Here is a 25,575-nt window from a genome sequence, read left to right as displayed (position 1 = left end):
ATGATCACCCGACTTCTGGTGGCCAACCGGGGGGAGATCGCCCGCCGGGTCTTCGCGACCTGCCGCGCACTCGGTGTGGAGACGGTCGCCGTGCATTCGGACGCCGACGTCGACGCGCCGTTCGTCGCCGAGGCCGACCAGGCGGTCCGGCTGCCGGGTGACACGCCCGCCGAGACGTACCTGCGGGTCGATCTGATCCTGGACGCGGCCCGCCGCAGCGGCGCGGACGCCGTCCACCCGGGCTACGGGTTCCTGGCCGAGAACGCCGAGTTCGCCGCGGCGGTGACCGACGCGGGGCTGACCTGGGTCGGGCCGCCGGCCAAGGTGATCGCCGCGATGGGCGACAAGCTCGCGGCCAAGGCGTTGCTGGCCGACGCGGGTGTGCCGATGCTGCCGAGCTGGACCGCAACCGACCAGGTCACCGACTTTCCCGTGCTGGTCAAGGCGTCCGCCGGTGGCGGCGGCCGCGGGATGCGGATCGTCCGGGACGACGCCGGGCTCGCCGAGGCCGTCGCTTCGGCGGGCCGCGAGGCGGCCGCCGCGTTCGGCGACGGCACGGTCTTCATCGAGCGGTACGTCGAGCGCGGCCGGCACGTCGAGGTGCAGATCTTCGGCGACACCCACGGCCGGGTGGTCGCGCTCGGCGACCGGGAGTGCTCGATCCAGCGCCGCCATCAAAAGATCATCGAAGAGGCGCCGGCGGTCGTGCCCGAGCAGGTGCGTACGGCGCTGCACGAGGCGGCAGTGGCCGCCGGGCGGGCGGTCGACTACCTGGGTGCCGGCACGGTGGAGTTCCTGCTCGCCCCGAGCGGGGAGTTCTTCTTCCTCGAGATGAACACCCGGCTCCAGGTGGAGCACCCGGTGACCGAGCTGTGCACCGGGCTGGACCTGGTCGGGCTGCAACTGCGCGTCGCCGAGGGCGAGCCGCTGCCGGCGGAGCTGCCGACCAGCAGCGGGCACGCGATCGAGGTACGCCTCTGCGCCGAGGATGCCGCGGCGAGCTGGCGGCCGGCCACCGGCACCCTGCACCGGTTCACGGTCCCCGGGGTGACCACCGAGTTCGGTGCCCTTGCCGGGCCCGGCCTGCGGCTCGACTCGGGCGTGCTGGCCGGCTCGGTGGTCGGGGTGCACTACGACTCGATGCTGGCGAAGCTTGTCGCCTGGGGTCGGACCCGCGCCGAGGCGACCCGACTGCTGGCCACCGCTCTGGCCCGGGCCGAGCTGCACGGCGTGACCACCAACCGGGACCTGCTGGTCCGGGTGTTGCGCAGCCCCGCGTACGGCGCCGTGGAGATCGACACCGGGTTCCTGGACCGGCACGACGAGGTCTTCGCCCCGCTGCTACCCGCCGACCAGCTGCCGCTGGCCGCGCTCGCGGCGGCACTCGCCTCGGCCGCCGGTCGCCGCGTGGAGGCCCGTGTGCTGGCCGGCCTGCCGTCGGGCTGGCGCAACGTGCCGGCCGTACCGCAGGTCGTCCGCTACGCCGGGCCGGACGACGAGATCGAGGTCCGCTACCGGCTGGACCGCGCGGGCGGGCTCGCCGAGTGGTCCGTGAACTCCGCCGCCGACCGAGCGGTGGTGCTGGTCGAGGCCGCGCCGGACCGGGTGGTGCTCGACGTCGACGGGGTGCGGCGCGCGTACCGCGTACACCAGGTGGGGTCGGCGCTGTTCGTGGACGGCCCGGACGGGGCGGCGAGCCTGGCGGAGCTGCCGCGTTTCCCGCTGCCCACCGCGGAGCTGGCCGCCGGGTCGCTGCTCGCGCCGCTGCCCGGCGCGGTGACCCGGGTGCACGTCCAGGTCGGCCAGCGGGTCGCGGCCGGTGAACCACTGCTCACCCTGGAAGCGATGAAGCTGGAACATCCCGTGCTCGCCCCGACCGACGGCGTCGTCGCCGAACTGCCCGTGCCGGCCGGAGGCCAGGTGCGCACCGGTGCCGTGCTGGCCGTTATCGACCAGGAGGACCCCCGATGACCTTCGACCTCACCCCCGAGCAGGACCAACTGCGCGACGCCGTCCGGGCGTTGGGCCGCCGGTACGGCCACAACTACTTCGTCGAGAAGGCGAAGGCCGGCGAACACACCACCGAACTGTGGGCCGAGGCCGGCCGGCTCGGCTACCTGGGGGTCAACATCCCCACCGAGTACGGCGGCGGGGGCGGCGGCATCACCGACCTGGCCATCGTCTGCGAGGAACTGGCGGCGGCCGGCTGCCCGCTGCTGCTGCTGGTGGTCTCCCCCGCCATCGCGGCAACCGTGCTGGCCCGGCACGGCACCGAAGAACAGCGCAAACGGCACCTGCCCGGCCTCGCCGACGGGTCCCAGAAGATCGTCTTTGCGATCACCGAGCCGGAGGCCGGCTCCAATTTCCACCGCCTCGGCACGGTGGCCCGCCGCGACGGCGACGGCTGGCTGGTCTCCGGCCGCAAGTGCTACATCTCCGGAGTCGACGAGGCGGACCACGTGCTGGTGGTCGCCCGTACCGAGGATGCGGTCAGCGGCAAACTGAAGCCGGCGCTGTTCCTCGTGCCGACCGACGCGCCCGGCCTGACCCGGTCCAAGCTGGACATGGAGATCGTCTCTCCGGAGAACCAGTTCCTGCTCTACCTGGACGACGTACGGCTGCCCGCCGACGCGTTGGTCGGTGAGTCGCTCGACGCCGGACTGCCGGCGCTCTTCGCCGGGCTCAACCCGGAACGCATCACGGTCGCCGCGATGGGCGCCGGCACCGGCCGGTACGCCATCGAGCGGGCCAGCGAGTACACCGCCACCCGCAAGGTCTGGGGTAGCCGGACCATCGGCTCGCACCAGGGGGTGTCCCACCCGCTGGCACACGCGGCGGTGCAGGTGGAACTGGCCCGCCTCATGATCCAGAAGGCGGCCACCCTCTACGACGCCGGCCGCGACCTGGAGGCCGGAGTGGCCGGCAACATGGCCAAGTACGCCGCCGGCGAGGCCGCGGCACTCGCCGTGGACACCGCCGTGCAGGTGCTCGGTGGAGCCGGCATGACCACCGAGTACGGGGTGGCCACCCTGCTCGGCGCCGTCCGGGCCGGCCGGATCGCCCCGGTCAGCCGCGAGATGATCCTCAACTTCGTCGCCCAACACGTCCTCGGGCAGGACAAGTCCTACTGACCCGTCCCCGCCCCACCCGCGCGCTCCCACCAGCTTGGTAAGGGTTTGGTCAGGCCATCCGGCAACTCTCTGGCCAGCCCGGCTCACGTGATTCGCCGGGCCCACCAACGTGGTGAGGAGACTGGCGTGCCCGTGGCTCAATTCCGTACCGCCGACCTTCCCGCAGGGGACCGATTCGACGCCTGGCACGAGATGACGTCCAGCGCGCTCATCAGCACCGTCGTGACCACCGACAGCGTGGACGACTTCGTGGCCACGGTCAGCGTGCTCGACCTCGGCGCGGCACAACTGTCCACAGTATCCTACCCACCGTTGCGGGCCGCGCGCACCGACCGCCTCATCCGGCGGTCCGACCCGGACCTCTACTACGTGTCGCTACCGCTGCACGGGCGCCTCGAAGCACACCACGTCGGGCGGGACGCCGACGTCGACGTCGACCACTTCGTCGTCATCGACACCGCACGCCCGGGGGTGGTCGTCAACCGGGAGTCGGTGAAGCACCTCATCATCCAGGTGCCGCGCGCGGAACTGCCGATCAAACCGTCGATGCTGAGCGCCGCCGTGGGGCGCCCCCTCCCGATCGGCAAGGGTCTCGGGTCACTCATGGTGAGCGTCGCCCAGCACCTGATGAGTTCCACCAACGTCTACCAGCCGGCCGACGAGAGGCGACTTTCGAGCTTGGTTGTCGACCTCGTCGCGGCCGTGCTGGCCAGCCATCTCGACGAGGACGGCGCGGCCCGGGATGCCGGGCAACGGTTGCTGCAACGGCGAATCATCGACTTCATCGAGAGACGGCTCGCGGACCAGGACCTGTCGCCGTCGGTGGTCGCGGCGGCACACAACATCTCCGTGCGCTACCTGCATCTGCTGTTCCAGGACCAGGGTTTGACGGTCGCCGGGTGGATCCGCGAGCGTCGCCTCGCTCGCTGCCGCCGCGACCTTCGCGACCCGACACTGGCCGGGCGCTCGGTGCACGCGATCGGCGCACGCTGGGGATATCCCGACGCGACCGCGTTCAGCCGGGCGTTCAAGCAGGCGTTCGGCATTCCACCCGGTGACTATCGCCGCCAACACGTCGGGGCCGAGGAGTGCGCTGACGGTCAAGGAACGTGCGCCCAGCGCCAATGAAGGTGGCGGCACGGCGATCCATCCTGTTCTGGACCTTAGAACTTCGTCGATCGGAGTAGGCGATGTCGAACATTGGGGCCAAGGCGCTACGGATTGCCGTGGTGGCCGCCTTGGCGCTGCCCATGGGTGTGGTGGCGGCGAGTCCGGCGCAGGCCGCCCCGACCGGCTGCTCGGTCGGACGGGTGCTTCCCTGGGACGGGTGGGCACAGTGCCAGGGCGGCACCGGCAAGTACCGCATCAAGGGGAACTGTGGCTGGCTCGGCGGCGGTTGGCGGGTCGGCACCTGGGAATCGCCCAATCACACCAGCTGGGCCGAATGCGCGGGGCCGGGCTTCGCGATGTATGACCGGCAGGTCGAATTCCAGTAGGTGATCGGGGGCGTGCGAGATCGTGGAAGAGCCCAGCCCTCGCCAGGCTTCCAGGATCTCGCACGAACCACGCCGTCCCGCTCAGCCCGGGGCCCGGCAGGCGGCGTCGATGCGGTGCACTGGTCGTACCCGGCGGCCCAGCCCCTCCAGCAGCGAGTCCTCGATGTGGAAGTCGTGGATCCGCAGCCGGTGCCGGGGCAACTCCTCCTCGCTCGGGCAGAGCACCTGGGCGCGGACCAGCTCGACCGGCACGTACCGCACCCCGCCCTGCTCCTGAAGGATCACCATGTTGACGTCGTCGGTGGTGACGACGTGCCCACGGACGTCCTCGGTGGGGCCGTTCTGCACGCCCACCGTGGTGACGGTCAGCGGCAGCACCGGCGTGCTGATCACCGGCAACGCGGCCCAGACCAGCGTGGCCAGCACCGCCACCTCGGTCAGCGAAGCCAGCGGTCGGATCACCATGCCGGGCAGCGGCCCCGCGATGAACAGGGCCAGCATTGGCGGCACCACGAGGAGTGCCAGCACCAGCAGCTCGCGCTGCTCCCCGGCGTCGCGCAGGGTGGGCAACAGCAGCCAGCCGTACCCGGCGAGCAGTGCGACGATCAGCAGCACCCGTGGCACCACCCACTCGTGCAGCCGCTCGGGACGGAGCTGGAACGCGGCGGCGAACGCCGGCAACAGCAGCGGCAGATAGAGCAGCGGCCAGGTGATCAGGGCCAGTAGGAAACTGGCCAGCACGAGCCAGGCCGGGGTCAGGTCGGCCCAGCGGGCGAAGAGCGGACGGCGGGTGCCCGGTGGCAGTCGATCCACGCTGACGGCCAGCACCGCGCCGAACGCGAAGACGGCGACCAGCCCGGTGGAGAGCAGCCGAGCCGCGGTGGTCAGGAAGCCGGCGAGCAGGTTGACCGGCCCGACGTTGGCCACCAGCAGCAGCGTGGTCTGAAGTTCGCCGCCCGCCTCCACACCGAGCCGGAGCACCGAGAAGATCGCCGGTACGCCCACCAGCGCCGTCCAGAACGACTGGCTGGCCCGGGCCCGGCGCTCCGCCGGATCCCACCGCACCCGTCCGGGCTCGGCGGCGACGACCGGGGCGGCGGGTTCCGCCATCGGCACGCCCGCCGGCCACTCGACATCGGTCGTCTCGACCGGGGTCACCTCGACGCTGGGCCGGACGGCTCCGCTCGGGCCGGCACCGCCCGCGGCGCTGCCCGCCGGCACTGCGGCGCTGCCCGCTGACGGCGCCACGGCGTCGTCGGTCCCCACCCCGGCCTGGTCGGTCGGCACCGCGGGCCGGGGTGGCGGGACCGGGCCGTCGGCGCTCACGCCGCCGGTGGCGGTCGGCGCCGAGCTCACCGCCGGGGTGCCTTGTCGTCGAAGTCGACCAGCTTCGGCACGTGCAACGGCTGCGGCTGGCGCTTTTCGGCGCGCAGCCACGGGCCCAGCGTCCGGTTGTACGCCGTCTGCCAGGGACTTGCCTCCCCGTTGCGGCCCTGCAGGTAGCTCTTCTCAAGGAAGAAGGCGACCAGGTCGCGCAGCGCGGGATCGCCGATCGGCACGCCGATGCCCAGCAGCTCGCTGGTGCCGAACGGCATGTCCACGATCTCGAACTCCTTGGGGAAACTGGCCAGGAAGCCGGCGAGGATCGCCTCGTCGGAGCTGACCGCGTCGTACCGGCCCTTCTGGATACCCTCGACGCAGTCACCGACGTCCTTCACCACGAACGTCCTGACCTGGTGCTTCTCCAGCTCGGCCTCGGTCGTGGAGCCGCCGCTGGTGCAGACCTTGTAGGTCGGGTCGCGCAGATCCTCGATCGTGCGGATCTTGTCCTTGAGCCGGACCGGCACCATCACTTCCTGTGTCGTGACGAAGTACGGTCCGGCGAAGCTGACCAGCTTCTCGCGCTCCTCGGTGATGGAGAAGCTGGACACCACCAGGTCGACCGTGCCGCCCTGCAGGGCCGGGATGCGGTCCTCGGTGGCCACCGAGACGAACTCCAACCGCTGATCGCCCTCGTAGCCGAGAGAGGCGGCGACGTACCGGCCGATCTCCACGTCGAAGCCGAAGTGCTGGCCGTTACGCAGCTCGCCCATCAGCGGCTCGTTGGTGGCGACGCCGATGCGCAGCTTCGACTGGCCATAGATGTGCGACTCCTGCAGCTTCTCCTGCACGGAGGGCAGGTCCGGCTCCTTGCGACTGTCGCAGCCGGCGGCCGCGGCCAGAGTGAGGGTGAGGGCGACCGCCAACGTCGTCGCGATCGAGCGGAGCCGGGACCGGAAGCTGCGTGCGTTCATGGGCGACCTCGCTGACGAATCTCCCTGCGGAACACCGAGAGTAGCGGCTTGGGTCCAGGCTGTGTGGACGTCGACCGGTCGTATCAACTGGCTGGTCGGTCGGCGCGGCGAGCGGCTCTGCGGTTGACAGCGCGCCTGGTCGCGACATGCTGGACGGGTGATTCGATTGTCCAGGCCCGATGCGCGGACGGTGGCGGTCATCGCGGCGCTGGGCGCCCTGTCGCTGCTGGTCATGCTGGTCGTCCGGCGCCGGGAGGACCTCCTCGGGGTGGTCCTCGCGCTGCTCTGCGTGCTGCTGGCCATGGTCGCCGGGGTGTCCGTGTCCGCCGCCCGCCAGCGCGACGCCCCGGAGCCCGCCGACCGGCCGATCGTCACCGGCCCACCGGCACTGATGCCGTACGGGATCGACGCGGACACCCTCGACGCCCTGGACAGTCGGGACGCGTTGCGTGCGGTGCGTGACCGGCGGCGCGGGCCGAGCGGCCTCAGCGACCGGTGAGGGTGGGGACGGTGAGGGCGTCCACGCCCCGCCCGGCCAGACACCGGTAGGTCCGGTCGACGCTGCCGTCCACCGGTGGCAGCACCTCCAGGTGCCAGCCGGTCGACTTGGTGATTCCGGTGGTCAACCGGAACGTGGTCAGGTTGCACACCTGGCGCACCGGCTCGGCGGCGACCACCTCGTCGTACTCGGCGCCGACCAGCGACACCGGCAGGATGCCCTCGGCGTACGTCTCCCAGGTGTGCCGCCCCGCGCAGTCCACCCGTGCCGCCTCGGCGCGGGTGCCTCGGATCCGCACCGGACCGAAGCACTCCAGCTCGGGCAGGCACCGGACACCCTCGGGCAGGGCGGACGGGGCGCCGGTGCCGGTCGTACAGCCGGGCAGCGGCCCGGTCGCCGGTGCGGCGACCTGGCTGGCCGAGGGGGACGTCGCGGGCGCCGCACCATCGGCCACCCAGGCTCCGGCGGTGGCCGAGGCCGCGAGCGCGAGCACCCCCGCGCCCCCGAAGAACCAGCGCCGCCTCCAGCGCCGGCCACTGGGGACCGTCGGGTGGGCCTGCTCGACCGAAGGGCGGGGCACCGGCTGGCCGGCGACGTACGGGCCGGGGAGGGTCGCGCCGCCGCTGACCGGGGCACCGCTCACCGGGGCCGACGTCGGGCCGAGCGGCAGGCTGGCGAGCAGGTCGTGCAACTCGACCGCGGAGGGTCGCTCGGCGGGGTCGTTGGCCATCCCGGCACGCAGCACGTCGATCAGCCCGTCCGGCACGCCGGGCAGGCCGGGCAGCGGCTGGTTGAACATCTCCAGCACGGTGACCAGGCTGGGGTTGCGTTCGGACTGCCAGCGCGGCGGCCGGCCGTGCATCACGGCGTAGAGGGTGGCGCAGAGCGCGTACACGTCGACGGCCGGCGAGGGCGGGCTGTGGCTGAACATCTCCGGCGGCGCGTACGCCGGGGTGAGCACCTCCAGGGTGACCGAGGCGTCCCGGGCCTCGGCCAGCACGGCCAACCCGAAGTCGGCCAGCACCGCCGAGTTGAAGTGCGAGTAGAGGATGTTCGCCGGTTTCACGTCCCGGTGCAGCACCCCGGCCGCGTGCGAGTGGGCCAGCGCGTCGGCGATCTTGACGCCGAGGTCGCGGGTCTCCGCCGGGTCGAGTGGCGAGTTGCGCATCCGTTCGGCGTACGACCCGTCGCAGAGTTCCATGATCAGATAGGGGTGCTGGTCGACGGTGACCCCGACGTCGAAGAGGTCCACCACGTGCGGGTGCGACGACATCCGCCCGGCCGCTCGCGCCTCACGCAGGAAGCGGGCCTGATCGCGCTCGCTGTCCAGCGTGCGGTTCTCCACCTTGACGGCGACTTCCCGGCCCACCGAGATCTGGGTCGCCTGGTAGACGGTCGCGTAACCACCCCGGGCAAACACCCGCAAATCAGTCAGACCGGGCACGATCGGTACCGGCAGGCCGCCGGACGGATTGTCGGTCACTGCTCGAAAATACCCAATCCGGCCAGTCGCTCAGCGCGCCGCGTCCGCCGGAGCGGCACCGGCCGCGCCGGAACCCTCCGCGGCGTCCGCCGGCTCGGTGTCGTCGGGCGTCACCTCGGTGCCGGTCGACGCGCCGGCGCGGGCGTCCAGACGCAGACCGACGGCCGTGGCGAGCGCGCCCAGCCCTTCCCACGCCGCCACCCCGAAGAACCGGTCCGGGGCGATGTCGGCCAGCACCGCGATGCTGAACACGGTGAAGGTGACCAGCCGGAAGAACACCGTGAACCGGTAGAACGCCCGCCACTCGGTGACCGTGGCGAGCAGGTAGTAGACCCCCATGTTGAACGACGCCATCGAGGAGGCCAGCAGGAACGTACCCGTGTGGTCACCGGCGGCGCGGGTGGCCGGCACGTCCAGACCGAGCATCCGCAGCAGCGCCTCCGGCCAGAGGATCCCGAGCCCGCCCATCACCAGCGCCAGCACGCCGAAGACCGCGATGGTCCAGCCCGCGACGGAACGCGGCAACTTCATGAACGGGCCTCCCCAGCCACGGCGACGGTCAGCACACCGCCGCACGGTGTTGACACGCTAGCCGCTCGCTCCGGGCTCCACATCCCCGGAACCGCCAAAACACCATCCCGGACGTCTGCGGACCGCGCCGCCGGCCCTAACCGACGGCGAGCCGCGCGCGCAGGGCATCGGCCTCGGCGCGTTCGCTGCGCTGCTCGGTGGCGTACGCCAGGCGGACCGCCTCGTCCGCGCGGTCCAGCGCCTCCGCCGTGCGACCGCAGGCGGCGAGGGCCTCGGCCAGCACGCTCGCGGCGATCACCTGACTGCGCACGTCCTCGGCCGGCGCGGTGACCGCCCGCTGGGCCCAGTCCAACGCCTGGTCCCGCTGACCATGAGCGAGCAGGGCCGACGCGTACCGGGCCATCGTCTGGCGGCGCGAGAAGAGCAGCGAGGGCGCGTTCGCGGCAGCGGTGGCCACCGGGGCGAGCAGCCCGACCGCAGTCGCCGGGTCGCCGGCGGCCAGTCGGGCGGTGGCCAGCAGCACCCGGGGCGCGACCTGCGCCGGGGCCTGCGGGTTGTGCGGCTCGACGGCGGTCAGCACCGCACGGGCGACCTGCTCGGCGGTCTCCCAGTCGCCCATGTCCAGCGCCACGAAGCCACGCAGCGTGCCGGCCATCCCGGTGAGCAGCGGATGCGAGGTCTGCTCGGCGTACGCCAGGGCATCGGTGAGCAGGTCGGCCGCGTGCTCCGGCTCGCCGAGCCCGCGTGCCACCACGGCCCGTACGACCAGCGCGAACCCGCGCCCCCAGTCGTCCGCGACGGCGGCGAACTCGCGGTACGCGCGCCGTGCCTCCCGGTCCGCCTCGGCCAGCTCACCGAGCTCGGCGGTGGCGAACGCCGCCACCGCGCGCAGCGTGCCCACCGCCCAGGCCTCGCCGACCCGCTCGCCGAACGGCAGGAAGACCCGCGCCAACCGGGACGCCTCGCGCAGCCGGCCGGCCAGCAGCCGGGCGAAGGCCGTGGTGCCCCGCAGCCAGGCCCGCCCGTACGGGTCCCTCAGCTCGGCGAAGAGTCGGGCGGCCCGCCCGAGCACCGCGTCGGTGCCGGCGAAGTCGCCCCGGGTGGTGGTCACCCAGGCCAGGTTCTGCAACGACCAGGCCTGCCCGTGTCGGTCCTTCGCGCCGAGGCTGACCTGGTACGCGGCGGCCAGCCGGCTACTCGCCTGGCTCAACCGACCGGCCACGAAGTCGGCCATGCCGAGCCGGCGCATCGCGGAGGCGCGCTGCGTGGGCAGCCCGGCGGCCGTGGCCACCTGCAACGCCTCCTGCCAGGCGGTGACCGCCCGCCCCTGGTCGCCGAGGGTCTGCTGGGCCTGGCCGGCGAGCAGCAGGGCGCTGACCCGGACGGTGTCGTCGCCCGCGTTCGCGGCGATCTTCTCGGCCGAGGCGAGCGCGTCGGCGACCCGCCCGATCTGGAGCAGCGCCCGAGCGTGCACCACCCGGTCGCCCGCCGGGACCCCGTCGCGGGCCAGCTCGGTGGCGCGGTCGGCGTACTCCACGGCCAACGCCGGCTCACCGGCCGACAGCGACCGGCGGGCGGCCCGGCCCAGCGCGGCGACCCCGAGCGGGGCCACCGCCCGCGCCGTCGCGTCCGGACGAAGCTTCACCGCGTCGGCGAGCCGGGCGGCCCGCTCGACGTGCGTCGCCACGAAGTCGTCCCGGGCCTCGTCGGTGAACCCGCCCGGAGCGCCGGGCGCCGACTCGCCCCCGGGCATCGCCCAGCCAGCCAGCGCGGCGTGCCGCTCGGCCAGCTCCGCCTTGCTCACCCCGGCGTACGCGGCCTCGCGCATCAACGGGGTGGCGAACGCGTAGCCGGTGCGCGTGCGGTGCAGCATGCGGCGTTGCAGCAGCTCCTCAACGGCCCGGTCGAGCTCCACGGCGACCACCGCCGAGGGCCGGCCGTCGCGGCCGGCGCGTTGCTCCCGCAGCGCCTCCAGCGCACCGGTCGGCACCGTGTCGCCGACCACCGCGGCGTCGCGCAGTACCGAGCGGGCGTCCGGCGGCAACGCGTCGATCCGGGCGGCGAGCACGGCCGCGAGGTCCCGGGAGAGCAGTCGACTGCCCAGCGAGCCGGGCACCAGCCGCCAGCCCGGGGCCGGGCTCTGTTCCCGCTCCGCGAGCACTGCTTCGGCCGTGTCACGGACGCCGCGCCCCGGTTCCACCACGTCGCGGACGCCGCGCCCGGACTCCACGGTGGTGAGTGCGCCGCGTTCGATCAGCAGGGTGACCAGCTCGGCCAGGTAGAACGGGTTGCCCTGGGCGGTGGCGAGCAGCCGGTCCGCGTCGGCCGGTGGCAGTTTGCCGCCGCCGAGGTAGCTGGTGAGCAGCCGGGCCGCGTCGGCACCGCGCAGCGGCGGCAGCGAGTGCACCTCGGCGTCCGCGACCCGGGTCAACGCTCCGGCGGTACGCACCAACTCGGGTCGCCCGAGCAGCAGCACCAGCACCGGGCCGGTGAGCCGGGACAGCGTCAGGCCGAGGGCGCGGATCGTCTCGGCCGTGGCGTCGTGCAGGTCGTCCACCACGATCACCAGCGGCGCCTCGACGGCGAGCCCGCTGAGCAGGTCGGCGACCGCGTTCGGCACCGCCTCGGCGTCGGCCGGCACGCCCGCGCTGCCCCATTCGCCGGTGTCGGTGACCCCGTGCGCGGGCAACTCGGCGTAGCCGAGCAGGGCGAGCAGCTGCTCGATGGCGATCGGTGCCGCCGCACCGCCGGCGCGGGCGAGCCGCTGGCCGAGCCGGCGGAACCGCTCCTCCACCGCCGGCCGGGTCAGTGCGGTGGACGCGTCATTGGGCAGACCGACCGCGGCGCGGACCAGGTCGGCCAGCGGCGCGAGCCGACGCCGTTCACCGAAGGCGGCGCAGCGCACGGACAGCACCCGGGCGCCGGTGTGCGCGGCGTACCGGCCGGCGCCCACGTCGTACCCGGCGGCGAGACGTTCCACTTCGGCGGCGAACCGGGACTTGCCGATGCCCGCCTCGGCGGTCATCAGCAGCACCCGCGGGTCACCCTGGTCGATCACCTCGGCGAGCCGACCGGCGACCCGCCCGATCTCGGTCTCCCGGCCCACGTACGGCGCCTCGTCGCCGAGCCCCGAGCGGGTGCCCGGCGCGTCCAGCAGACCCAGCAGCTCGTACGCCTCGACCGGTTCGCGCTTGCCCTTGAGCCGCAGCGGGCGCAGTGTCCGCCAGGAGGCCACGTGCCGGGTGGCGGCCGAGGTCCGCGCTCCGGCGTACACCGCGCCGACCGCGGCGGCGTCGGCGAGCCGGGCGGCGGTGTTCACCGTGTCCCCGATGACCGTGTATTCGATGGCTGCCTGGATGCCCGCGATGACGTCACCGGTGTTCAGGCCGACGCGCAGCCCGAGCGGCGCGCCACCGCCCCGCTCGTCGTCGAGCACCCGCCGGACCGCCCGCTGCATGGACAGGGCGGCGCGGACCGCCCGCTCGGCGTCGTCCTCGTGCGCCACCGGTGCGCCGAAGACGGCCATGATCCCGTCGCCGGTCAGCTTGTCGACGTGCCCGCCGAAGGTCTTCACCGCGCCGGCGAGGGCGGCGAGCACCCGGTCGGTGACCGCGCCGACCCGTTCCGGGTCCAGGTCCTCGGACCACGACGTGAAGTCGGAGAGGTCCCCGAAGAGCACGGTGACGACCCGGCGCTCGGCTGCCGGCAGCGAAGCGGCGGCCGGCAGCGCGGCACCACAGTTGTGGCAGAACCGGGCACCGGGAACGGCGACGGTTCCGCACACCGGGCAGGTCACGTCTGCTCCAACCCGCTGACCCCGGGCTCAGATTCCCCGGCGCCGACCCCCAGGTATTCCAATTGGGCACGGACCGACCATTCGGCGGCCCACCAGAGCGATCGGTCGACGTCGGCGTAGACCACCGCGACCACCTCCGCCGGGGTGCGCGCACCGGCGCTGACCGCCGCCCGGACCTGGTCGAGCCGGGCCCGTCGGTGGGCCAGGTAGAACTCGGCGGCGGCGGCGCAGTCGGCCAGCGCCGGGCCGTGCCCGGGCAGCGCCGCGATCCCCCGGTACGCGGAGAGCACCTCCAGGCTGGTCAGGTAGTCGCCGAGGTGCCCGTCCGGGTGGGCCACGACGGTGGTGCCCCGGCCGAGGATGGTGTCACCGGTGAGCACCACCTGCTCGTCGCCGTAGCTGACGTGCAGGCAGACCGAGTCGGCGGTGTGCCCGGGGGTGGGCACCGGCCGTACCGCCAGGCCGGGCAGGTCCAGTGGCTCCGAGCCGGCGGTGAGTGGTTCGGCGCCGATGCTGTGCGCCGGGTCGACGGCGCGTACCGGCACCCCGCCGAGCAGTTCGCTGAGCCGGGCCGAGCCCTCGGTGTGGTCGTGGTGGCCGTGAGTGATCAAAATCAGCCCGACCGGGCCGTGGGCGGCGATCCGGGCGAGGTGCCCCTCGTCCGCCGGCCCCGGGTCGACCACGATGCCGTACTCCGCCGCCGGGGCGCGCAGTAACCAGGTGTTGGTGCCGTCGAGTGTCATCGGGCCCGGGTTCGGCGCGCGCAGCAGCGAAACCCAGTCAGGCAGCTCCTCGGCGAGCGCCGCCACCGCCCCCGTCACGTGCCCGCTCATGGCTGCGATCGTACGACCCCCGCCGCCGCACCCCGCGATCTTGCTCTTACTGCCGCTGATTCGTCCCTGTCCAGGGCTTTCGTCCGGGCGGAAAGTGCATGATCGCGGGGGTGGGCGGGACGGTCAGGCCACCTCGACGATTAGTTCGATCTCTACCGGGGCGTCCAGGGGGAGTTCGGCCACGCCTACGGCGCTGCGGGCGTGACGGCCGGCCTCACCGAAGACGGTGCCGAAGAGGTCGGAGGCGCCGTTGATCACGGCGGGCTGGCCGGTGAAGCCGGGCGCGGACGCCACGAAACCGGTCAGCTTGACCACCTTGACGACGTTCTCCAGGCCGACCAACGAGTCGACCGCGGCCAGCGCGTTGAGGCCGCACCGCTGGGCCAGGTCCTTCGCCTGCTCGGCGGAGATCCCGGCACCGACCTTGCCGGTGGCCAGCAGCTTGCCCTCGGCGATCGGCAGTTGGCCGGAGACGTACACGTGTTGCCCGGACTGCACGGCCGGCACGTAGCTGGCCACCGGCGGCACCACCTCGGGCAGCTCGAGGCCCAGCTCGGCGAGCTTCGCGTGTGGGCCGTTGCTCATGCCTTGGGCCGCTTCAGGTAGGCGACCAGCTGGTCCGGGTTCGGCCCGGGGACCACGGCGACGAGTTCCCACCCGTCCTCGCCCCAGTTGTCGAGGATCTGCTTGGTCGCGTGGACCAGCAGCGGGACCGTGGAGTATTCCCACTTCTGCATCGCTGGAGGGCTCCCTCTCGGTACGGACTTCTTCGAGGCACAGCCTACGGTCCGCTGGCCGGGCGAGGCGCGGGACGCTGCTCCGGCGTGGCCGGCAGCTCCCCGCAGGGCCCCTCGTGCTCGTACTGCTGGGGGCAACGGGACTTGTCCGGCAGCAGCAGGTCGCAGAAGACCCGGTGCCGGTTGTTCTGGTCGTCCGCGTTGGACACCGTGGTCTCGCCGGCGTCCAGTTCCGGCAGAAAGCCCAGGGAGACCGCGACCCGGCCGGCCAGCGCGGTCGCCGCCGCCAGGTCGGAGACCCGGATCGGGAGGTGGACGACGAAGCCGGGCTCGTCATCCTCCCGGACCCGCTCGGCGGGGCGGCTCGGCACCCGGATGACCTCGGTCGGCTCCGGTACGCGGCGGTACGACCGCTCGTTGATCGGCAGTCGGCCGATCGGCCCGTCGGCCTCACTGACGGATCCGGCCCGGCCCGGCCGGTCGCTGGTCGGGAACTGGGTGCGAGGGATGTTGTCCGCGTCGCGCATGCACTGCCTCCGGTCGTACCTCTCGGATCATGCTTCCGGTCCGGGCCATTCGTCCGTTCCGGCCCCCGCACCGGGACGAAGGTAGGTCGATGGTCACGGTCCCGCCAGCAGGACGCGCACGTCTGGTCACCGACAGTCACATATGCGACACATCGTACGTAGGAAACCTGACGGCGCTTCACGCGAGAGTCCCGTCGACGGGACTCGGATCCGGCGCGGGACCCTACGGGCAATACCGATCCGGTGATCGACCGCTACCCTTCCGGTCGGACGGTCACGCAGTGCCGGCCACCCGCTCGATCACGCTCGTTGCCAGGGGTGGCGGCGGGCGCCGCACCCCCGGGGGAACGAGATGACCCAACCGCCCAGCGGCGACCAGGCCGGCCCGGCCGCGCTCCCGTCCGCCGACCCGAATCCCGTCGGCCCGCCCGGCGCTCCGACCGTCCCCGGCCAGCCGGCTCCCACCGCGCCGCCCGGCCCGCTCGCCCTCCCCGCGCAGCCGGCGCCCCCCGCACGACCGGCCCTCTCCGCCCAGCCCGACGGAACGCCCCAGCCCGGCGGAACGACCCTCCCCGGCGGTGCGACGCTCCCCGAAGGAACGGCCCTTCCCGGCCAACCCGGAGTTCCCGCCGGATCGCCGGCGACGGCCTCGGCGGAGCCGGGCGTCCAGGACCCCTCGGCGATCCCGCCGCCTCCGCCCGGCTACCCGCCGTACCAGGGGGGCGCCCCCGAGCCGAAGAAGAAGCGTGGCCTGCTCATCGCGGCGATCGCGCTGATCGTGATCATGGTGCTCTGCGTGGGCGGCGGCGTGGTGGCGTTCCTGACCCTGCGCGACGCCGAGAGCGGCCAGGGCGCCAAGGAGCCGGAGGTCGCCGTCGACGAGTTCCTCACCGCGGTCTACAAGGACCGCGACGCGGACAAGGCCGCCAGCCACGTGTGCGCCGCCTCCCGCGACGACAAGAAGATCGCCGCGAAGGTCGCCGAGGTGGTCAAGTACGCCGGCGCCTACCAGAACCCGCGCTTCAAGTGGACCAGCCCGAAGGTGGACAACCAGACCGGGGACCGCGCCACCGTCTCCACCCGGATCACCATGACCACCGCCGACGAGAAGGTCGCCGACCAGGACCTGCGCTTCACTGTGGTGCAGAAGACGGGTTGGTGGGTCTGCGAGGTCGCATGACCGGCAACCCTGGATAGGCTCGACGGGTGCGTGCAGCTGAGCGGCCGACCGACCCGGCCGGTACCGGATGGTCGGCCCGCCTCCACGTGGTGACCGGCAAGGGCGGCACCGGCAAGACCAGCGTGGCGGCGGCGCTGGCCCTGGCGCTGGCCGCCGGCGGTCGGCGCACCCTGCTGGTCGAGGTCGAGGGTCGGCAGGGCATCGCCCAACTCTTCGGGCTCGACCCCCTGCCGTACGAGGAGCGACACCTCGCCGACGCGCCAGGCGGCGGTGAGGTGCGCGCGCTCGCGGTGGACGCCGAGGAGGCGTTGCTCGAATACCTCGACATGTTCTACAAGCTGGGTGCGGCGGGCCGGGCGCTGCGCAAGCTCGGCGCCATCGACTTCGCCACCACCATCGCCCCCGGCCTGCGCGACGTGCTGCTCACCGGAAAGGTGAAGGAGGCCACCACCCGCACGTCGGGGCAGCGTCGGGTGTACGACGCCGTGGTGCTGGACGCCCCGCCGACCGGACGGATCGGTCGGTTCCTCAACGTCACGGCCGAGACCGCCCGGCTGGCCAAGGTCGGCCCGATCAAGACCCAGAGCGAGGGGGTCTCGGCGCTGTTGCGCTCCCCGATGACAGCGGTGCACGTGGTCACGCTCCTGGAGGAGATGCCGGTGCAGGAGACGGTGGACGCGATCGCCGACCTGACCGCGCTCGGCTTCGGAGTCGGGCGGGTGATCGTCAACGGCACCCGGCCACCGCTGCCCGCCGGCCGGGCGGTCACCGCCGCCGAGCTGAAGCGTGGCCTGGTGGCCGCCGGGCTGCCGGCCGACCGGGAGATCATCGCCGGCCTGCACGACGAGGCACGGGACCAGTTCATCCGGCGCGAGCTGGAGGATTCGCTCCGGGCCGACCTGGTGGAGCTGGACCGGCCGATGGTCGAGCTCCCGTTACTGCCCGACGGGGTGGACCGGGCGGGGCTCGCGACGCTGGCCCAGGCCCTCGTCCGGGCGGATTGACTCACACCTGACCTCGGCACGGGCGCGCGGACCCACCCGGCCCGATACGCTCGATTGGTGCCTTCCCAAGACGCGCCGCAGCTGGACGTCGACCAGATCCTCGCCGATCCGGGCGTACGGATCGTCGTGTGCTGCGGTGCCGGTGGAGTGGGCAAGACGACCACGGCTGCGGCGCTGGCGCTGCGGGCCGCCGAGCAGCACGGCCGGCGCACGGTGGTGCTCACCATCGACCCGGCCCGCCGGCTGGCCCAGTCGCTGGGCCTGACCGAGCTGGACAACACCCCCCGCCAGGTCAAGGGGATCGACGTCGAGGCCAGCGGCGGCGAGCTGCACGCCATGATGCTGGACATGAAGCGCACCTTCGACGACGTGGTGCTTGCGCACACCGACCCGGCGAAGGCGGCGGAAATCTTCGCCAACCCCTTCTACCAGGCAATGAGTTCAACCTTCGCCGGCACGCAGGAATACATGGCGATGGAGAAGCTGGGCCAGTTGCACGCCCGGGGCGAGTGGGACCTGATCGTGGTGGACACCCCGCCGTCCCGCTCGGCGCTGGACTTCCTGGACGCACCGGCCCGGCTCTCCCGTTTCCTCGACGGCCGGATGCTGCGCCTGCTGCTGGCACCGGCCCGCAGTGGCGGACGGAGCATGTTCAGCCTGGTCACGGCGTCGTTCGGGATGTTCTCGAAGGTGGTGCAGAAGGTGCTCGGCGCGCAGCTGCTCACCGACCTGTCCGGCTTCGTGGCCGCGCTGGATTCGATGTTCGGTGGCTTTCGGCAGCGGGCCGAGCAGACGTACCGCATCCTGCAGGCAGGGGAGACGGCCTTCCTGCTGGTCGCGGCGCCGGAGCCGGACGCGGTCCGGGAGGCCGCCTACTTCGCGGGCCGGCTGCGCGACGAGAAGATGCCGCTGGCCGGCCTGGTGCTCAACCGGGTGCATCGGCCGGCGGTGCCGGAGCTGGACGCCGAGCAGAGCCGGGTCGCCGCGGAGCGGCTGGCCGAGCTGGGTGGGCACGAGGCCACCGCCGACGTGCTGCGGGCGCACGCCGCGCTGGCCCGCCAGGCGGTACGCGAGCAGCAGGTCGCCGCGCGGTTCACCGAGGCGTTCCCGGCGGTGCCCGCCGTCTCGGTGACGGCGCAGCCCGCCGACGTACACGACGTCGACGGGCTGCGGACGATCGGCTTGGCGATCAGCCAACCGTGACCAGCGTCAATTGGCCGCGGTGACCAGGATCTTGTCCTTGCCGGCCTTGTCCTTGCTGTTCTTCTTCATCGCGGCCTCGAACATCTTGCGCCAGCTCGTCACCTGGGGGTGACGACGCAACAGGGCCCGCCGTTCGCGTTCGGTCATGCCACCCCACACACCGAACTCGATCCGGTTGTCCAGCGCGTCGGCCAGGCACTCGTACCGAACTGGGCAGCTCCGGCAGATCCGCTTCGCCACGTTCTGTTCGGCGCCCTGTACGAACAACGCGTCCGGGTCCCCGTTCTGACACGCCGCCAGCGACGGCCAGTCAGTGATCATGCCCATGTGTACACGTCCCCCCTTGCAGTACCTACCGACCTCGCTCGTTGCACGTCAGCCGGCAATTTCCCCCCGATCGCCCAGCTCGCCTTCCCCAAGGCGGCACAGACGACATGTGGCACTTCGCCGCCCCCATCATGCTCTGTAGTCGACTGATTACGCAACGTTGTCGGCTAAATCCATCATTCCGGACACTCCCGGCTTCCCGGGCGCTCGACCGCCGGTTACCCCGCCGAGGTCCGTGAAAACGCTGCGCCCCCTCCTTCGATCGGAGGAGACTCGCGACAGGTCACACGCAACCACGCACCGGGGGTCGTGCGTTTAGCACAACGAGGGCAGCGCGCGCAGGAAATGGGGAAAGAACGCCCCAGCGCCCCTCGTTCCCTACTCGCGTACCCTGTCGAGGTGACCTGGATGCGGAAACGTGACCACAATGTGCTGACCAACGCCGCATCGCTGCTCGTATGTGGCCTGTTGGCTGGCGTGGTGGTCGCTGCGGCGGCCTTCCCCGCGGTGGCGATGTCCGGCCTGGCTGCGAAAGCCGGCGCCGAGACCTTCGGCTCACTGCCCACCGAACTGACCGTGGCCAGAGCGCCACAGATCAGTTACCTGCTGGCCTCGGACGGCAAGACACCGCTCGCGACCATGTACGACGAGAACCGTCGCGACGTGAAGCTCGCCGACATCTCTCCGTACATGCAGAAGGCCATCATCGCGGCCGAGGACCATGACTTCTACAAGCACAACGGCGTCGACATCAACGGTGTCGCGCGCGCGTTCGTCAACAACCAGAACGAAGGTGCCGGCCGGCAGGGCGCCTCGACGTTGACGATGCAGTACGTCCGGCTGGCCATCGCGTACTCGGCCAGTCACCCGGCCGACGTGGTCGCGGCGACCGAGGACACCAGCGCCCGCAAGCTCCGTGAGATGCGGCTGGCCCTCCAGGTCGACAAGGAATTCTCCAAGGACGAGATCCTGACCCGCTACCTCAACCTCGCCGCGTTCGGCAACGGCGCCTACGGCATCTACGCCGCCAGCCAGGTCTACTTCGGCAAGCCGCCGAGCAAGCTCAAGATCGAGGAAGCGGCGCTGCTGGCCGGCCTGGTGAAGGCGCCCACCGACTACGACCCGACCACCGAGAGCGGCTTCCCGCTCGCGTTGGAGCGGCGCAACTACGTCATCCAGAACATGCTCGACATCAAGGCCATCACCCCGCAGGAGGCCGAGGCCGCCAAGGCGGCCAAGCTGGTTCCGAAGGACAAGCGCACCCCCAACGGCTGCATCGCCGCCAACGTCAACAGCTGGGGCTTCTTCTGCGACTACTTCTACCGCTGGTGGATGCAGCAGGAGACGTTCGGCTCGACGACGTACGACCGGGAGCGGCAGCTCAAGAGCGGCGGCTTCACCGTCGTGACCTCGATCGACGTTCAGGCACAGAGGGCCGCGGACAAGGCCGTCCGTAAGGCCAAGAGCGTGAACAGCAAGGAAGCCGCCATGGTCGCGGTGGTCGAACCCGGCACCGGCCGGGTCCGGGCGCTCGCGGTCAACCGGCAGTTCAAGCTCGACGACCCCAAGAATCCGACGAACAAGATCTCCAGCGATCCGGCGAAGAGCAGGAAGGGCATCCGGGGCAACTACCCGGCGACGGTCAACCCGCTGCTCACCGGCGGCGACGGCATCGCCGGCTACCAGGCCGGTTCGACCTTCAAGATCTTCACCATCGTGGCGGCCCTGGAGAAGGGCATCCCGCTCAGCTACTCGATCAACGCGCCGCAGACGTTCAAGTCGGAATACATCATCGACAGCAACAGCGACGCGGCCTGCCCCGGCACGCACTTCTACTGCCCGACCAACTCCGGCAAGAAGGCCGGCGGCGTGCAGAACATGTGGACCGCCTTCTCCCAGTCGGTCAACACCTACTTCGTGCCACTGGAGCAGCAGGTCGGCGCGGAGAACGTGGTCGACGCCGCCAGGCGGCTCGGCATCCAGTTCCGCTCCAGCAACGACGCCAAGTTCGCGGCCACCAAGGAGTCGGCGCACCAGTGGGGCGCGTTCACCCTGGGCGTCTCGGCGACCACGCCGCTGGACCTGGCCAACGCGTACGCCACCCTCGCCGCGGACGGCAAGTACTGCGAGCCCATCCCGGTGCAGGAGATCCGGGACCCGGAGGGCAAGAAGCTGGACCTTGCCAACCCGCGCTGTGAGAAGCGGTTCAGCACCGAGGTGGCCCGGGCCGCCGTGGACGCCGCCCGCTGCCCGGTCGGCGACAACTCCAAGACCAGCAAGTGCGGCAGCAGCCGTACGGCCGGCAACGTGCGGAGCGACGTCGGCAAGCCGGTGGCCGGCAAGTCCGGCACCACCGACTCGGAGAAGACCGCCGCTCTGGTCGCGATGACCAAGCAGTACGCGGTGGCCGGCATCATGGCCGACCCGGACTGGCCGCAGACCAACGTCAAGATGAAGCACAAGGAGAAGGACGGCATCAACCCGCCGGTGTGGGAGACGCTGCGGGACGCCATGGTGGGCAAGCCCCCGATCCCGTTCGAGTCGCCGGGCCAGAAGATCTCCGAGGGCGACCAGCGCAGCATTCCCGACGTGAAGTGCCAGCCGGTGGATACTGCCAGGTCCCGGGTCAAGGGTGCCGGCTTCGAGGTGGTCGTCTCCGACACCAAGGTGGCCTCGTCCTGCCCGGCCGGCACCGCGGCCGGCACCAGCCCGGGCAATCGCACGATCAAGGGCGGTGTGGTCACCATCGAGGTCAGCAGCGGCGGCGGGGCCACCCCGCCGAGCGGCGGCACCACCCCGCCCGGCAACAACCCCGGTCGCCCCGGCACCGGTCGACCGGGCGGCTGAGCCGACAAGCACCAGGACGCCCGAACGGGCGGGCACCCACTGTGGGTGCCCGCCCGTTCGTCATGTCAGGACTGCCGCTGCGGGCAGTCGGATCCGCGGCCGCCCGGGCCGTCGCAGCCAGCGCTGCTGAACCCGGCGAGCCGGCCGTCGGCTGTGTCGGCCCGTATTGCCGACGGGTCAGAGGCCGAGCTGGCGGCGTACCTCGGCGGCCACCCGACCACCCTCGGCCTGGCCGGCCACCGCGGCCTGGGCCGCCTTCATCGCCGGGCCCATCTGGGCCTTGCCGGTGAAGCCGCCCGCGGCGAGCGCCCCCGCGACCAGCTCGGTCACCTCGGCATCGGAGAGCTGCTTGGGCAGGTAACGGTCCAGGACCTCACCCTCGGCGGTCTCCTTCGCGGCCTGCTCGGTCCGGCCGGCGTCGGCGAACGCGGTGGCCGCCTCCCGGCGCTTCTTGGCCTGCTTGGTCAGCACCGCGAGCACCTCGTCGTCGGTGAGCTCGCGCTTGGCCTTGCCGGCGACCTCGGCGGTGCCGACGGCGGCCAGGGCCATCCGCAGCGTGGAGGTGGTCAGCTCGTCCCGCGCCTTGAGCGCGGTACGCATGTCGGCAGTGAGGCGGTCCTTCAGCGTGCTCATGGACGGTCAAACTACCCTGAACGCCATGCGAAAGCGCACAGTATTCCGACTCGCCGCCGGAACCGCCGCAGTCGGCGCGGCCACCCTGGCGTACGCGTCACTCGTCGAGCGCAACATGTTCACCCTGCGGCGGTACGACGTGCCGATGCTGCCGGCCGACGCGGAGCCGCTGCGCGTGCTGCACCTGTCGGACCTGCACATGATGCCCGACCAGGCGCGCAAGCAGCGCTGGGTGGCGTCGCTGGCGGCCCTCGACCCGGACCTGGTCGTGGTCACCGGCGACAACATGGCCCACCCCGGCGCGGTGCCGGGCGTGCTACGAGCGCTGCAACCGTTGCTGGACTACCCGGGCGCGTTCGTGTTCGGGTCCAACGACTACACCGGGCCGGTGTGGAAGAACCCGTTCACCTACTTCCTGCCCGACCGGGAGTACACCGAGGGCACCGAACTGCCCTACGAGGAGCTGCGCCAGGTGTTCACCGGCGCGGGCTGGGTGGACCTCAACAACGCCCGGACCACGCTGAAGGCCGGTGGCCGGCAGCTCGACCTGGTCGGCGTCGACGACCCACACATCGAGAGGGACGACTACGCCGCGGTGTCCGGTGCCGTGTCGTCCTCGGCCGACCTGTCCATCGCGCTGACGCACTCCCCCGAGCCGCGGCTGCTCGACCAGATGGCCGCGGACGGCTTCGGGCTGCTGCTGGCCGGGCACACCCACGGCGGGCAGGTCTGCGTACCGGGTGTCGGGGCGCTGGTGACCAACTGCGGGCTGCCCCGCTCGATGGCGCGCGGACTGCACCGTTGGCCGGGCTCGGACTCCTGGCTGCACGTCTCCGCCGGCCTGGGCACCCACCCGACCGCACCGGTCCGCTTCGCCTGCCCCCCGGAAGCCACCATCCTCACCCTTATCCCCCGCTGACAGCGTCCCCCGGCGCGGGGCGCGGCCTGCGGCGCCGCGCGGCCCGCGGCGCTGCGGCCGCAAGATCCGCACTACATCCGGGATTTAGTGGCCTCGCAGCGTTACGAGGCCACTACATCCCGGATGTTGCGCGGATCTTGGCTGCTCCGGGCGGGGTTGCGGCGGGCGGGGGTACTGAGTTTGACCATCGGGACGGGTGGGCTACTATTTGTCGGCACGCCTCGGGGTGTGGCGCAGCTTGGTAGCGCGCTTCGTTCGGGACGAAGAGGTCGTCGGTTCGAATCCGGCCACCCCGACCAGAGGTAAGAGGGCACATCCGATCGATGGATGTGCCCTCTAGTGCTTCCTGGGTGACTGGGCCGCACCAGCCCGTCACGCCGATGGCGAGGCCCGCCTACTGAGACTCAGCCCACGTGTCGACGGCTGCGGCGAACTGCGCGGCCGGGAGCCGCACGATCACGGCGTCGCCCGACGAACGTCCGCTCTGGGAGATCGCGAGCCCGAGCAGAGCGAACTCACCGGCACGCAACCGGGAGCGGGCCTGCCCGCAGGTCTCCTCGGCTATCGGTCCCTCCTCGTCGCGCTCCCAGGCGGCGACAGCGGCTGCGGCAAGGCCCTTGGGGAGGGGAGCCAGCGGAGTCCGATGCTGCCGATATACGTATTTCTGCCGATCCCTCACCACGCTGCGTCACTTAGCGTCGACGGAACAGCCACCGTTCGAGAGGGAACGCACATGACCACAGCACTCGATCTCAACGCCGTGAAGGCCCGTCAGCAGGTGACCTGGGCCAGCGGTGACTACGGCGCGGTCGCCGCGCTGATACACCCGATCTCCGAATGGCTGGTAGCGGAGGCTGACCTGTCGGCCGGGGCCCGGGTGCTGGACGTGGCAACCGGCACCGGCAACGCGGCCATCGCCGCCGCCCGCTGCGGCTGCGCGGTGATCGGCGTCGACTACGTACCGGAGCTGTTGGAACGAGGCCACGCGCGGGCGGAGGCCGAGCGGCTGCCGGTCACCTTCGTGACTGGCGACGCAGAGCAGCTGGCGTACCCCGACGACTCCTTCGACGCGGTGCTCTCCGTCGTCGGCGTGATGTTCGCACCAAATCAGGAGCGGGCGGCCTCCGAACTGGTGCGGGTCTGCCGGCCCGGCGGGACGATCGCACTGGCGTCGTGGACGCCGCAGGGGTTCATCGGCGAGCTGTTCCGCACGGTGGGGCGGCACGTGCCGCCGCCACCGGGGCTGCGTCCGCCGGTGCAGTGGGGCGACGAGGACCGGGTCCGCGAGCTGCTCGGCGGGGCCGTGGGCGAACTTCGGGCGGTACGGCGTGAGTTCGTCTTCCGCTTCGAGACGCCGGAGGAGTTCGCCGGCTTCTTCCGGGCCAACTACGGGCCGACGCTCAAGGCGTTCGAGGCACTGCCCGAGGAGCGGCACCCGGAACTGCACGCCGACCTGGTCGAGCTGGCACGGACACACAACCGGTCCACCGACGCGACGGTACGGATTTCGGCGGAGTACCTGGAGGTGGTGGCGCACCTATCACCCGGGCCGGCCTGACACCGACTCACTCAGTCCTGCCGTTCGGTGCGCTCGATCTCGGCGAACGCCGCGGTCAGGTAGTCGTCCAACGATGCGCCGGTGGCGTTCAACAGATCGGCCACGAGCAGCGGGGCGTGCCGGGCCAGAGCCGACGCGTCCGGCGGCGTCTCGTCCCCCTCGGGGTCGTACACCCCGAGGGCGCTGGCCAGTAGGACCAGCACCACGTGCGGATCCACATCGGACCGCCAACGCGCCGCGTCCTGCACGCAGTGCGCCAACACCTGGCGGACGTCGTCCCCGTCCAGCCCGTCCGGGTGGCCCTGCTCCAGCAGCAGCCGTACCACCGCCCCGAGCACCAGGCCGGACCGCTCGTCCACGGCGAGGCCCGCGACCGCCTCGTCGTACGCCTGACCGTCGCGGGCCCGAGCGGCGGCGACGGCCGCGGTGGCGGTCACCGCGATGGTGCGGGCGGTAGCGGGCAGGTGTCGCCAGGTGCCGGTCATCCGGCCAGCATCGCAGACCCGGCCGACACCGACGGGCCGCCCCGGAGCCGGGTGGATCACCGTGTTCGTGGTCACACGGCCACCGCGCAAAG

22 protein-coding genes, 1 tRNA gene and 1 pseudogene are annotated in these 25,575 nt (G+C 72.1%); 12 read left to right on the top strand and 12 right to left on the bottom strand.

The features are described 5' to 3' along the window. From ACFQGL_RS18190 to ACFQGL_RS18175, 4 genes are all read left to right on the top strand, one after another. Nucleotides 1–1,971 carry an ATP-binding protein gene (locus ACFQGL_RS18190; RefSeq protein WP_377513279.1) on the top strand — a complete coding sequence of 657 codons (1,971 nt, stop codon included), beginning with the start codon at nt 1–3 and terminating at the stop codon, nt 1,969–1,971. Then, nucleotides 1,968–3,131: an acyl-CoA dehydrogenase family protein gene (locus tag ACFQGL_RS18185; protein ID WP_377513278.1), complete on the top strand. Its 1,164-nt coding sequence runs from the start codon at nt 1,968–1,970 to the stop codon at nt 3,129–3,131. The genes ACFQGL_RS18190 and ACFQGL_RS18185 overlap by 4 nt, the downstream gene beginning before the upstream one ends. A 126-nt stretch (nt 3,132–3,257) precedes the next feature. Further along, nucleotides 3,258–4,259 carry an AraC-like ligand-binding domain-containing protein gene (locus tag ACFQGL_RS18180; RefSeq protein WP_377513277.1) on the top strand — a complete coding sequence of 334 codons (1,002 nt, stop codon included), beginning with the start codon at nt 3,258–3,260 and terminating at the stop codon, nt 4,257–4,259. 62 nt (nt 4,260–4,321) lie between these two features. After that, a complete protein-coding gene (locus tag ACFQGL_RS18175; protein ID WP_377513275.1) occupies nt 4,322–4,627 on the top strand; it encodes a hypothetical protein in 306 nt (101 codons plus the stop codon). Between the two features lie 81 nt (nt 4,628–4,708). Here the strand turns inward: ACFQGL_RS18175 and ACFQGL_RS18170 are convergent, their stop codons facing one another. Both ACFQGL_RS18170 and ACFQGL_RS18165 read right to left on the bottom strand, forming a co-directional pair. Continuing rightward, on the bottom strand, nt 4,709–5,983 hold the full coding sequence (locus tag ACFQGL_RS18170; RefSeq protein ID WP_377513273.1) for a hypothetical protein: 1,275 nt from the start codon (nt 5,981–5,983) through the stop codon (nt 4,709–4,711). Continuing rightward, nucleotides 5,980–6,921 (bottom strand): transporter substrate-binding domain-containing protein, encoded by a 942-nt coding sequence (locus ACFQGL_RS18165; protein WP_377513271.1) that lies wholly within the window; start codon nt 6,919–6,921, stop codon nt 5,980–5,982. The genes ACFQGL_RS18170 and ACFQGL_RS18165 overlap by 4 nt, the downstream gene beginning before the upstream one ends. 166 nt (nt 6,922–7,087) lie before the next feature. Here ACFQGL_RS18165 and ACFQGL_RS18160 point away from each other — a divergent pair, with 166 nt between their 5' ends. Further along, on the top strand, nt 7,088–7,420 hold the full coding sequence (locus ACFQGL_RS18160) for a hypothetical protein (RefSeq protein WP_377513269.1): 333 nt from the start codon (nt 7,088–7,090) through the stop codon (nt 7,418–7,420). On the opposite strand, the gene ACFQGL_RS18155 is transcribed toward ACFQGL_RS18160, so the two are convergent. The 7 genes from ACFQGL_RS18155 to ACFQGL_RS18125 form a co-directional block, all read right to left on the bottom strand. Continuing rightward, on the bottom strand, nt 7,407–8,903 hold the full coding sequence (locus ACFQGL_RS18155; protein WP_377513267.1) for a serine/threonine-protein kinase: 1,497 nt from the start codon (nt 8,901–8,903) through the stop codon (nt 7,407–7,409). The two genes, ACFQGL_RS18160 and ACFQGL_RS18155, sit on opposite strands and share 14 nt — an antisense overlap. 30 nt (nt 8,904–8,933) lie before the next feature. Continuing rightward, on the bottom strand, nt 8,934–9,434 hold the full coding sequence (locus ACFQGL_RS18150) for a hypothetical protein (RefSeq protein ID WP_377513265.1): 501 nt from the start codon (nt 9,432–9,434) through the stop codon (nt 8,934–8,936). A gap of 136 nt (nt 9,435–9,570) precedes the next feature. Then, nucleotides 9,571–13,230 carry an adenylate/guanylate cyclase domain-containing protein gene (locus ACFQGL_RS18145; RefSeq protein ID WP_377513263.1) on the bottom strand — a complete coding sequence of 1,220 codons (3,660 nt, stop codon included), beginning with the start codon at nt 13,228–13,230 and terminating at the stop codon, nt 9,571–9,573. Then, entirely contained in the window at nt 13,227–14,063 is an 837-nt protein-coding gene (locus ACFQGL_RS18140; protein ID WP_377513261.1) for an MBL fold metallo-hydrolase, read from the bottom strand. Before ACFQGL_RS18140 ends, ACFQGL_RS18145 begins: the two co-directional genes overlap by 4 nt. Before the next feature lie 123 nt (nt 14,064–14,186). After that, nucleotides 14,187–14,648 carry a RidA family protein gene (locus ACFQGL_RS18135; RefSeq protein WP_377513259.1) on the bottom strand — a complete coding sequence of 154 codons (462 nt, stop codon included), beginning with the start codon at nt 14,646–14,648 and terminating at the stop codon, nt 14,187–14,189. Then, a complete protein-coding gene (locus ACFQGL_RS18130) occupies nt 14,645–14,800 on the bottom strand; it encodes a DUF4177 domain-containing protein (RefSeq protein WP_007466198.1) in 156 nt (51 codons plus the stop codon). The genes ACFQGL_RS18135 and ACFQGL_RS18130 overlap by 4 nt, the downstream gene beginning before the upstream one ends. A 44-nt stretch (nt 14,801–14,844) precedes the next feature. Further along, nucleotides 14,845–15,327 carry a hypothetical protein gene (locus tag ACFQGL_RS18125; protein ID WP_377513257.1) on the bottom strand — a complete coding sequence of 161 codons (483 nt, stop codon included), beginning with the start codon at nt 15,325–15,327 and terminating at the stop codon, nt 14,845–14,847. 580 nt (nt 15,328–15,907) lie between these two features. On the opposite strand from ACFQGL_RS18125, the pseudogene ACFQGL_RS18120 reads away from it, so the two are divergent. From ACFQGL_RS18120 to bagB, 3 genes and pseudogenes are all read left to right on the top strand, one after another. Then, nucleotides 15,908–16,507 (top strand): annotated as a pseudogene (locus ACFQGL_RS18120) (Rv0361 family membrane protein); the annotation flags it as partial. 26 nt (nt 16,508–16,533) lie between these two features. Beyond that, complete coding sequence (gene bagA / locus ACFQGL_RS18115; protein WP_377513255.1) at nt 16,534–17,511, top strand: ATPase BagA; 978 nt, start codon at nt 16,534–16,536, stop codon at nt 17,509–17,511. Between the two features lie 57 nt (nt 17,512–17,568). After that, nucleotides 17,569–18,714, top strand: a complete 1,146-nt coding sequence (bagB, locus tag ACFQGL_RS18110) for an ArsA family ATPase (protein WP_377513253.1) — start codon at nt 17,569–17,571, stop codon at nt 18,712–18,714. Nucleotides 18,715–18,720: 6 nt separating this feature from the next. On the opposite strand, the gene ACFQGL_RS18105 is transcribed toward bagB, so the two are convergent. Then, nucleotides 18,721–19,041 carry a WhiB family transcriptional regulator gene (locus ACFQGL_RS18105; RefSeq protein WP_130405437.1) on the bottom strand — a complete coding sequence of 107 codons (321 nt, stop codon included), beginning with the start codon at nt 19,039–19,041 and terminating at the stop codon, nt 18,721–18,723. A gap of 408 nt (nt 19,042–19,449) precedes the next feature. Here ACFQGL_RS18105 and ACFQGL_RS18100 point away from each other — a divergent pair, with 408 nt between their 5' ends. Beyond that, nucleotides 19,450–21,888 (top strand): penicillin-binding protein, encoded by a 2,439-nt coding sequence (locus ACFQGL_RS18100; protein ID WP_377513251.1) that lies wholly within the window; start codon nt 19,450–19,452, stop codon nt 21,886–21,888. A gap of 177 nt (nt 21,889–22,065) precedes the next feature. Here ACFQGL_RS18100 and ACFQGL_RS18095 read toward each other — a convergent pair whose 3' ends face one another. After that, nucleotides 22,066–22,521, bottom strand: coding sequence for a GatB/YqeY domain-containing protein (locus tag ACFQGL_RS18095; protein ID WP_377513249.1), 456 nt, complete (start codon nt 22,519–22,521; stop codon nt 22,066–22,068). A 25-nt stretch (nt 22,522–22,546) separates the two neighbouring features. Here ACFQGL_RS18095 and ACFQGL_RS18090 point away from each other — a divergent pair, with 25 nt between their 5' ends. The 3 genes from ACFQGL_RS18090 to ACFQGL_RS18080 all read left to right on the top strand — a co-directional run bounded on the left by ACFQGL_RS18090 (nt 22,547) and on the right by ACFQGL_RS18080 (nt 24,998). After that, on the top strand, nt 22,547–23,440 hold the full coding sequence (locus ACFQGL_RS18090; RefSeq protein ID WP_377513247.1) for a metallophosphoesterase: 894 nt from the start codon (nt 22,547–22,549) through the stop codon (nt 23,438–23,440). A 222-nt stretch (nt 23,441–23,662) separates the two neighbouring features. Then, nucleotides 23,663–23,739 (top strand) — tRNA-Pro (locus ACFQGL_RS18085). Nucleotides 23,740–24,173: 434 nt separating this feature from the next. Continuing rightward, entirely contained in the window at nt 24,174–24,998 is an 825-nt protein-coding gene (locus ACFQGL_RS18080; RefSeq protein WP_377513245.1) for a class I SAM-dependent methyltransferase, read from the top strand. An 11-nt stretch (nt 24,999–25,009) separates the two neighbouring features. On the opposite strand, the gene ACFQGL_RS18075 is transcribed toward ACFQGL_RS18080, so the two are convergent. Further along, nucleotides 25,010–25,483, bottom strand: a complete 474-nt coding sequence (locus ACFQGL_RS18075) for a hypothetical protein (protein WP_377513544.1) — start codon at nt 25,481–25,483, stop codon at nt 25,010–25,012. Between the last annotated feature and the right edge of the window lie 92 nt (nt 25,484–25,575).

This window comes from Micromonospora vulcania (assembly GCF_042658605.1).
Lineage (GTDB): Bacteria > Actinomycetota > Actinomycetes > Mycobacteriales > Micromonosporaceae > Micromonospora > Micromonospora vulcania.
The sequence above is the reverse complement of the archived record's forward strand: the minus strand, read 5'-3'. Positions and strand labels throughout refer to the sequence as shown.

Bases quoted from the DNA above. Each gene is read 5' to 3' on its own strand.
- ACFQGL_RS18190 (WP_377513279.1), top strand. From the start codon at position 1: ATGATCACCCGACTTCTGGTGGCCAACCGGGGGGAGATCGCCCGCCGG.
- ACFQGL_RS18185 (WP_377513278.1), top strand. From the start codon at position 1,968: ATGACCTTCGACCTCACCCCCGAGCAGGACCAACTGCGCGACGCCGTC.
- ACFQGL_RS18175 (WP_377513275.1), top strand. From the start codon at position 4,322: ATGTCGAACATTGGGGCCAAGGCGCTACGGATTGCCGTGGTGGCCGCC.
- ACFQGL_RS18165 (WP_377513271.1), bottom strand. From the start codon at position 6,921: ATGAACGCACGCAGCTTCCGGTCCCGGCTCCGCTCGATCGCGACGACG.
- ACFQGL_RS18150 (WP_377513265.1), bottom strand. From the start codon at position 9,434: ATGAAGTTGCCGCGTTCCGTCGCGGGCTGGACCATCGCGGTCTTCGGC.
- ACFQGL_RS18140 (WP_377513261.1), bottom strand. From the start codon at position 14,063: ATGAGCGGGCACGTGACGGGGGCGGTGGCGGCGCTCGCCGAGGAGCTG.
- ACFQGL_RS18135 (WP_377513259.1), bottom strand. From the start codon at position 14,648: ATGAGCAACGGCCCACACGCGAAGCTCGCCGAGCTGGGCCTCGAGCTG.
- ACFQGL_RS18130 (WP_007466198.1), bottom strand. From the start codon at position 14,800: ATGCAGAAGTGGGAATACTCCACGGTCCCGCTGCTGGTCCACGCGACC.
- ACFQGL_RS18125 (WP_377513257.1), bottom strand. From the start codon at position 15,327: ATGCGCGACGCGGACAACATCCCTCGCACCCAGTTCCCGACCAGCGAC.
- ACFQGL_RS18105 (WP_130405437.1), bottom strand. From the start codon at position 19,041: ATGGGCATGATCACTGACTGGCCGTCGCTGGCGGCGTGTCAGAACGGG.
- ACFQGL_RS18100 (WP_377513251.1), top strand. From the start codon at position 19,450: ATGCGGAAACGTGACCACAATGTGCTGACCAACGCCGCATCGCTGCTC.
- ACFQGL_RS18095 (WP_377513249.1), bottom strand. From the start codon at position 22,521: ATGAGCACGCTGAAGGACCGCCTCACTGCCGACATGCGTACCGCGCTC.
- ACFQGL_RS18090 (WP_377513247.1), top strand. From the start codon at position 22,547: ATGCGAAAGCGCACAGTATTCCGACTCGCCGCCGGAACCGCCGCAGTC.
- ACFQGL_RS18080 (WP_377513245.1), top strand. From the start codon at position 24,174: ATGACCACAGCACTCGATCTCAACGCCGTGAAGGCCCGTCAGCAGGTG.
- ACFQGL_RS18075 (WP_377513544.1), bottom strand. From the start codon at position 25,483: ATGACCGGCACCTGGCGACACCTGCCCGCTACCGCCCGCACCATCGCG.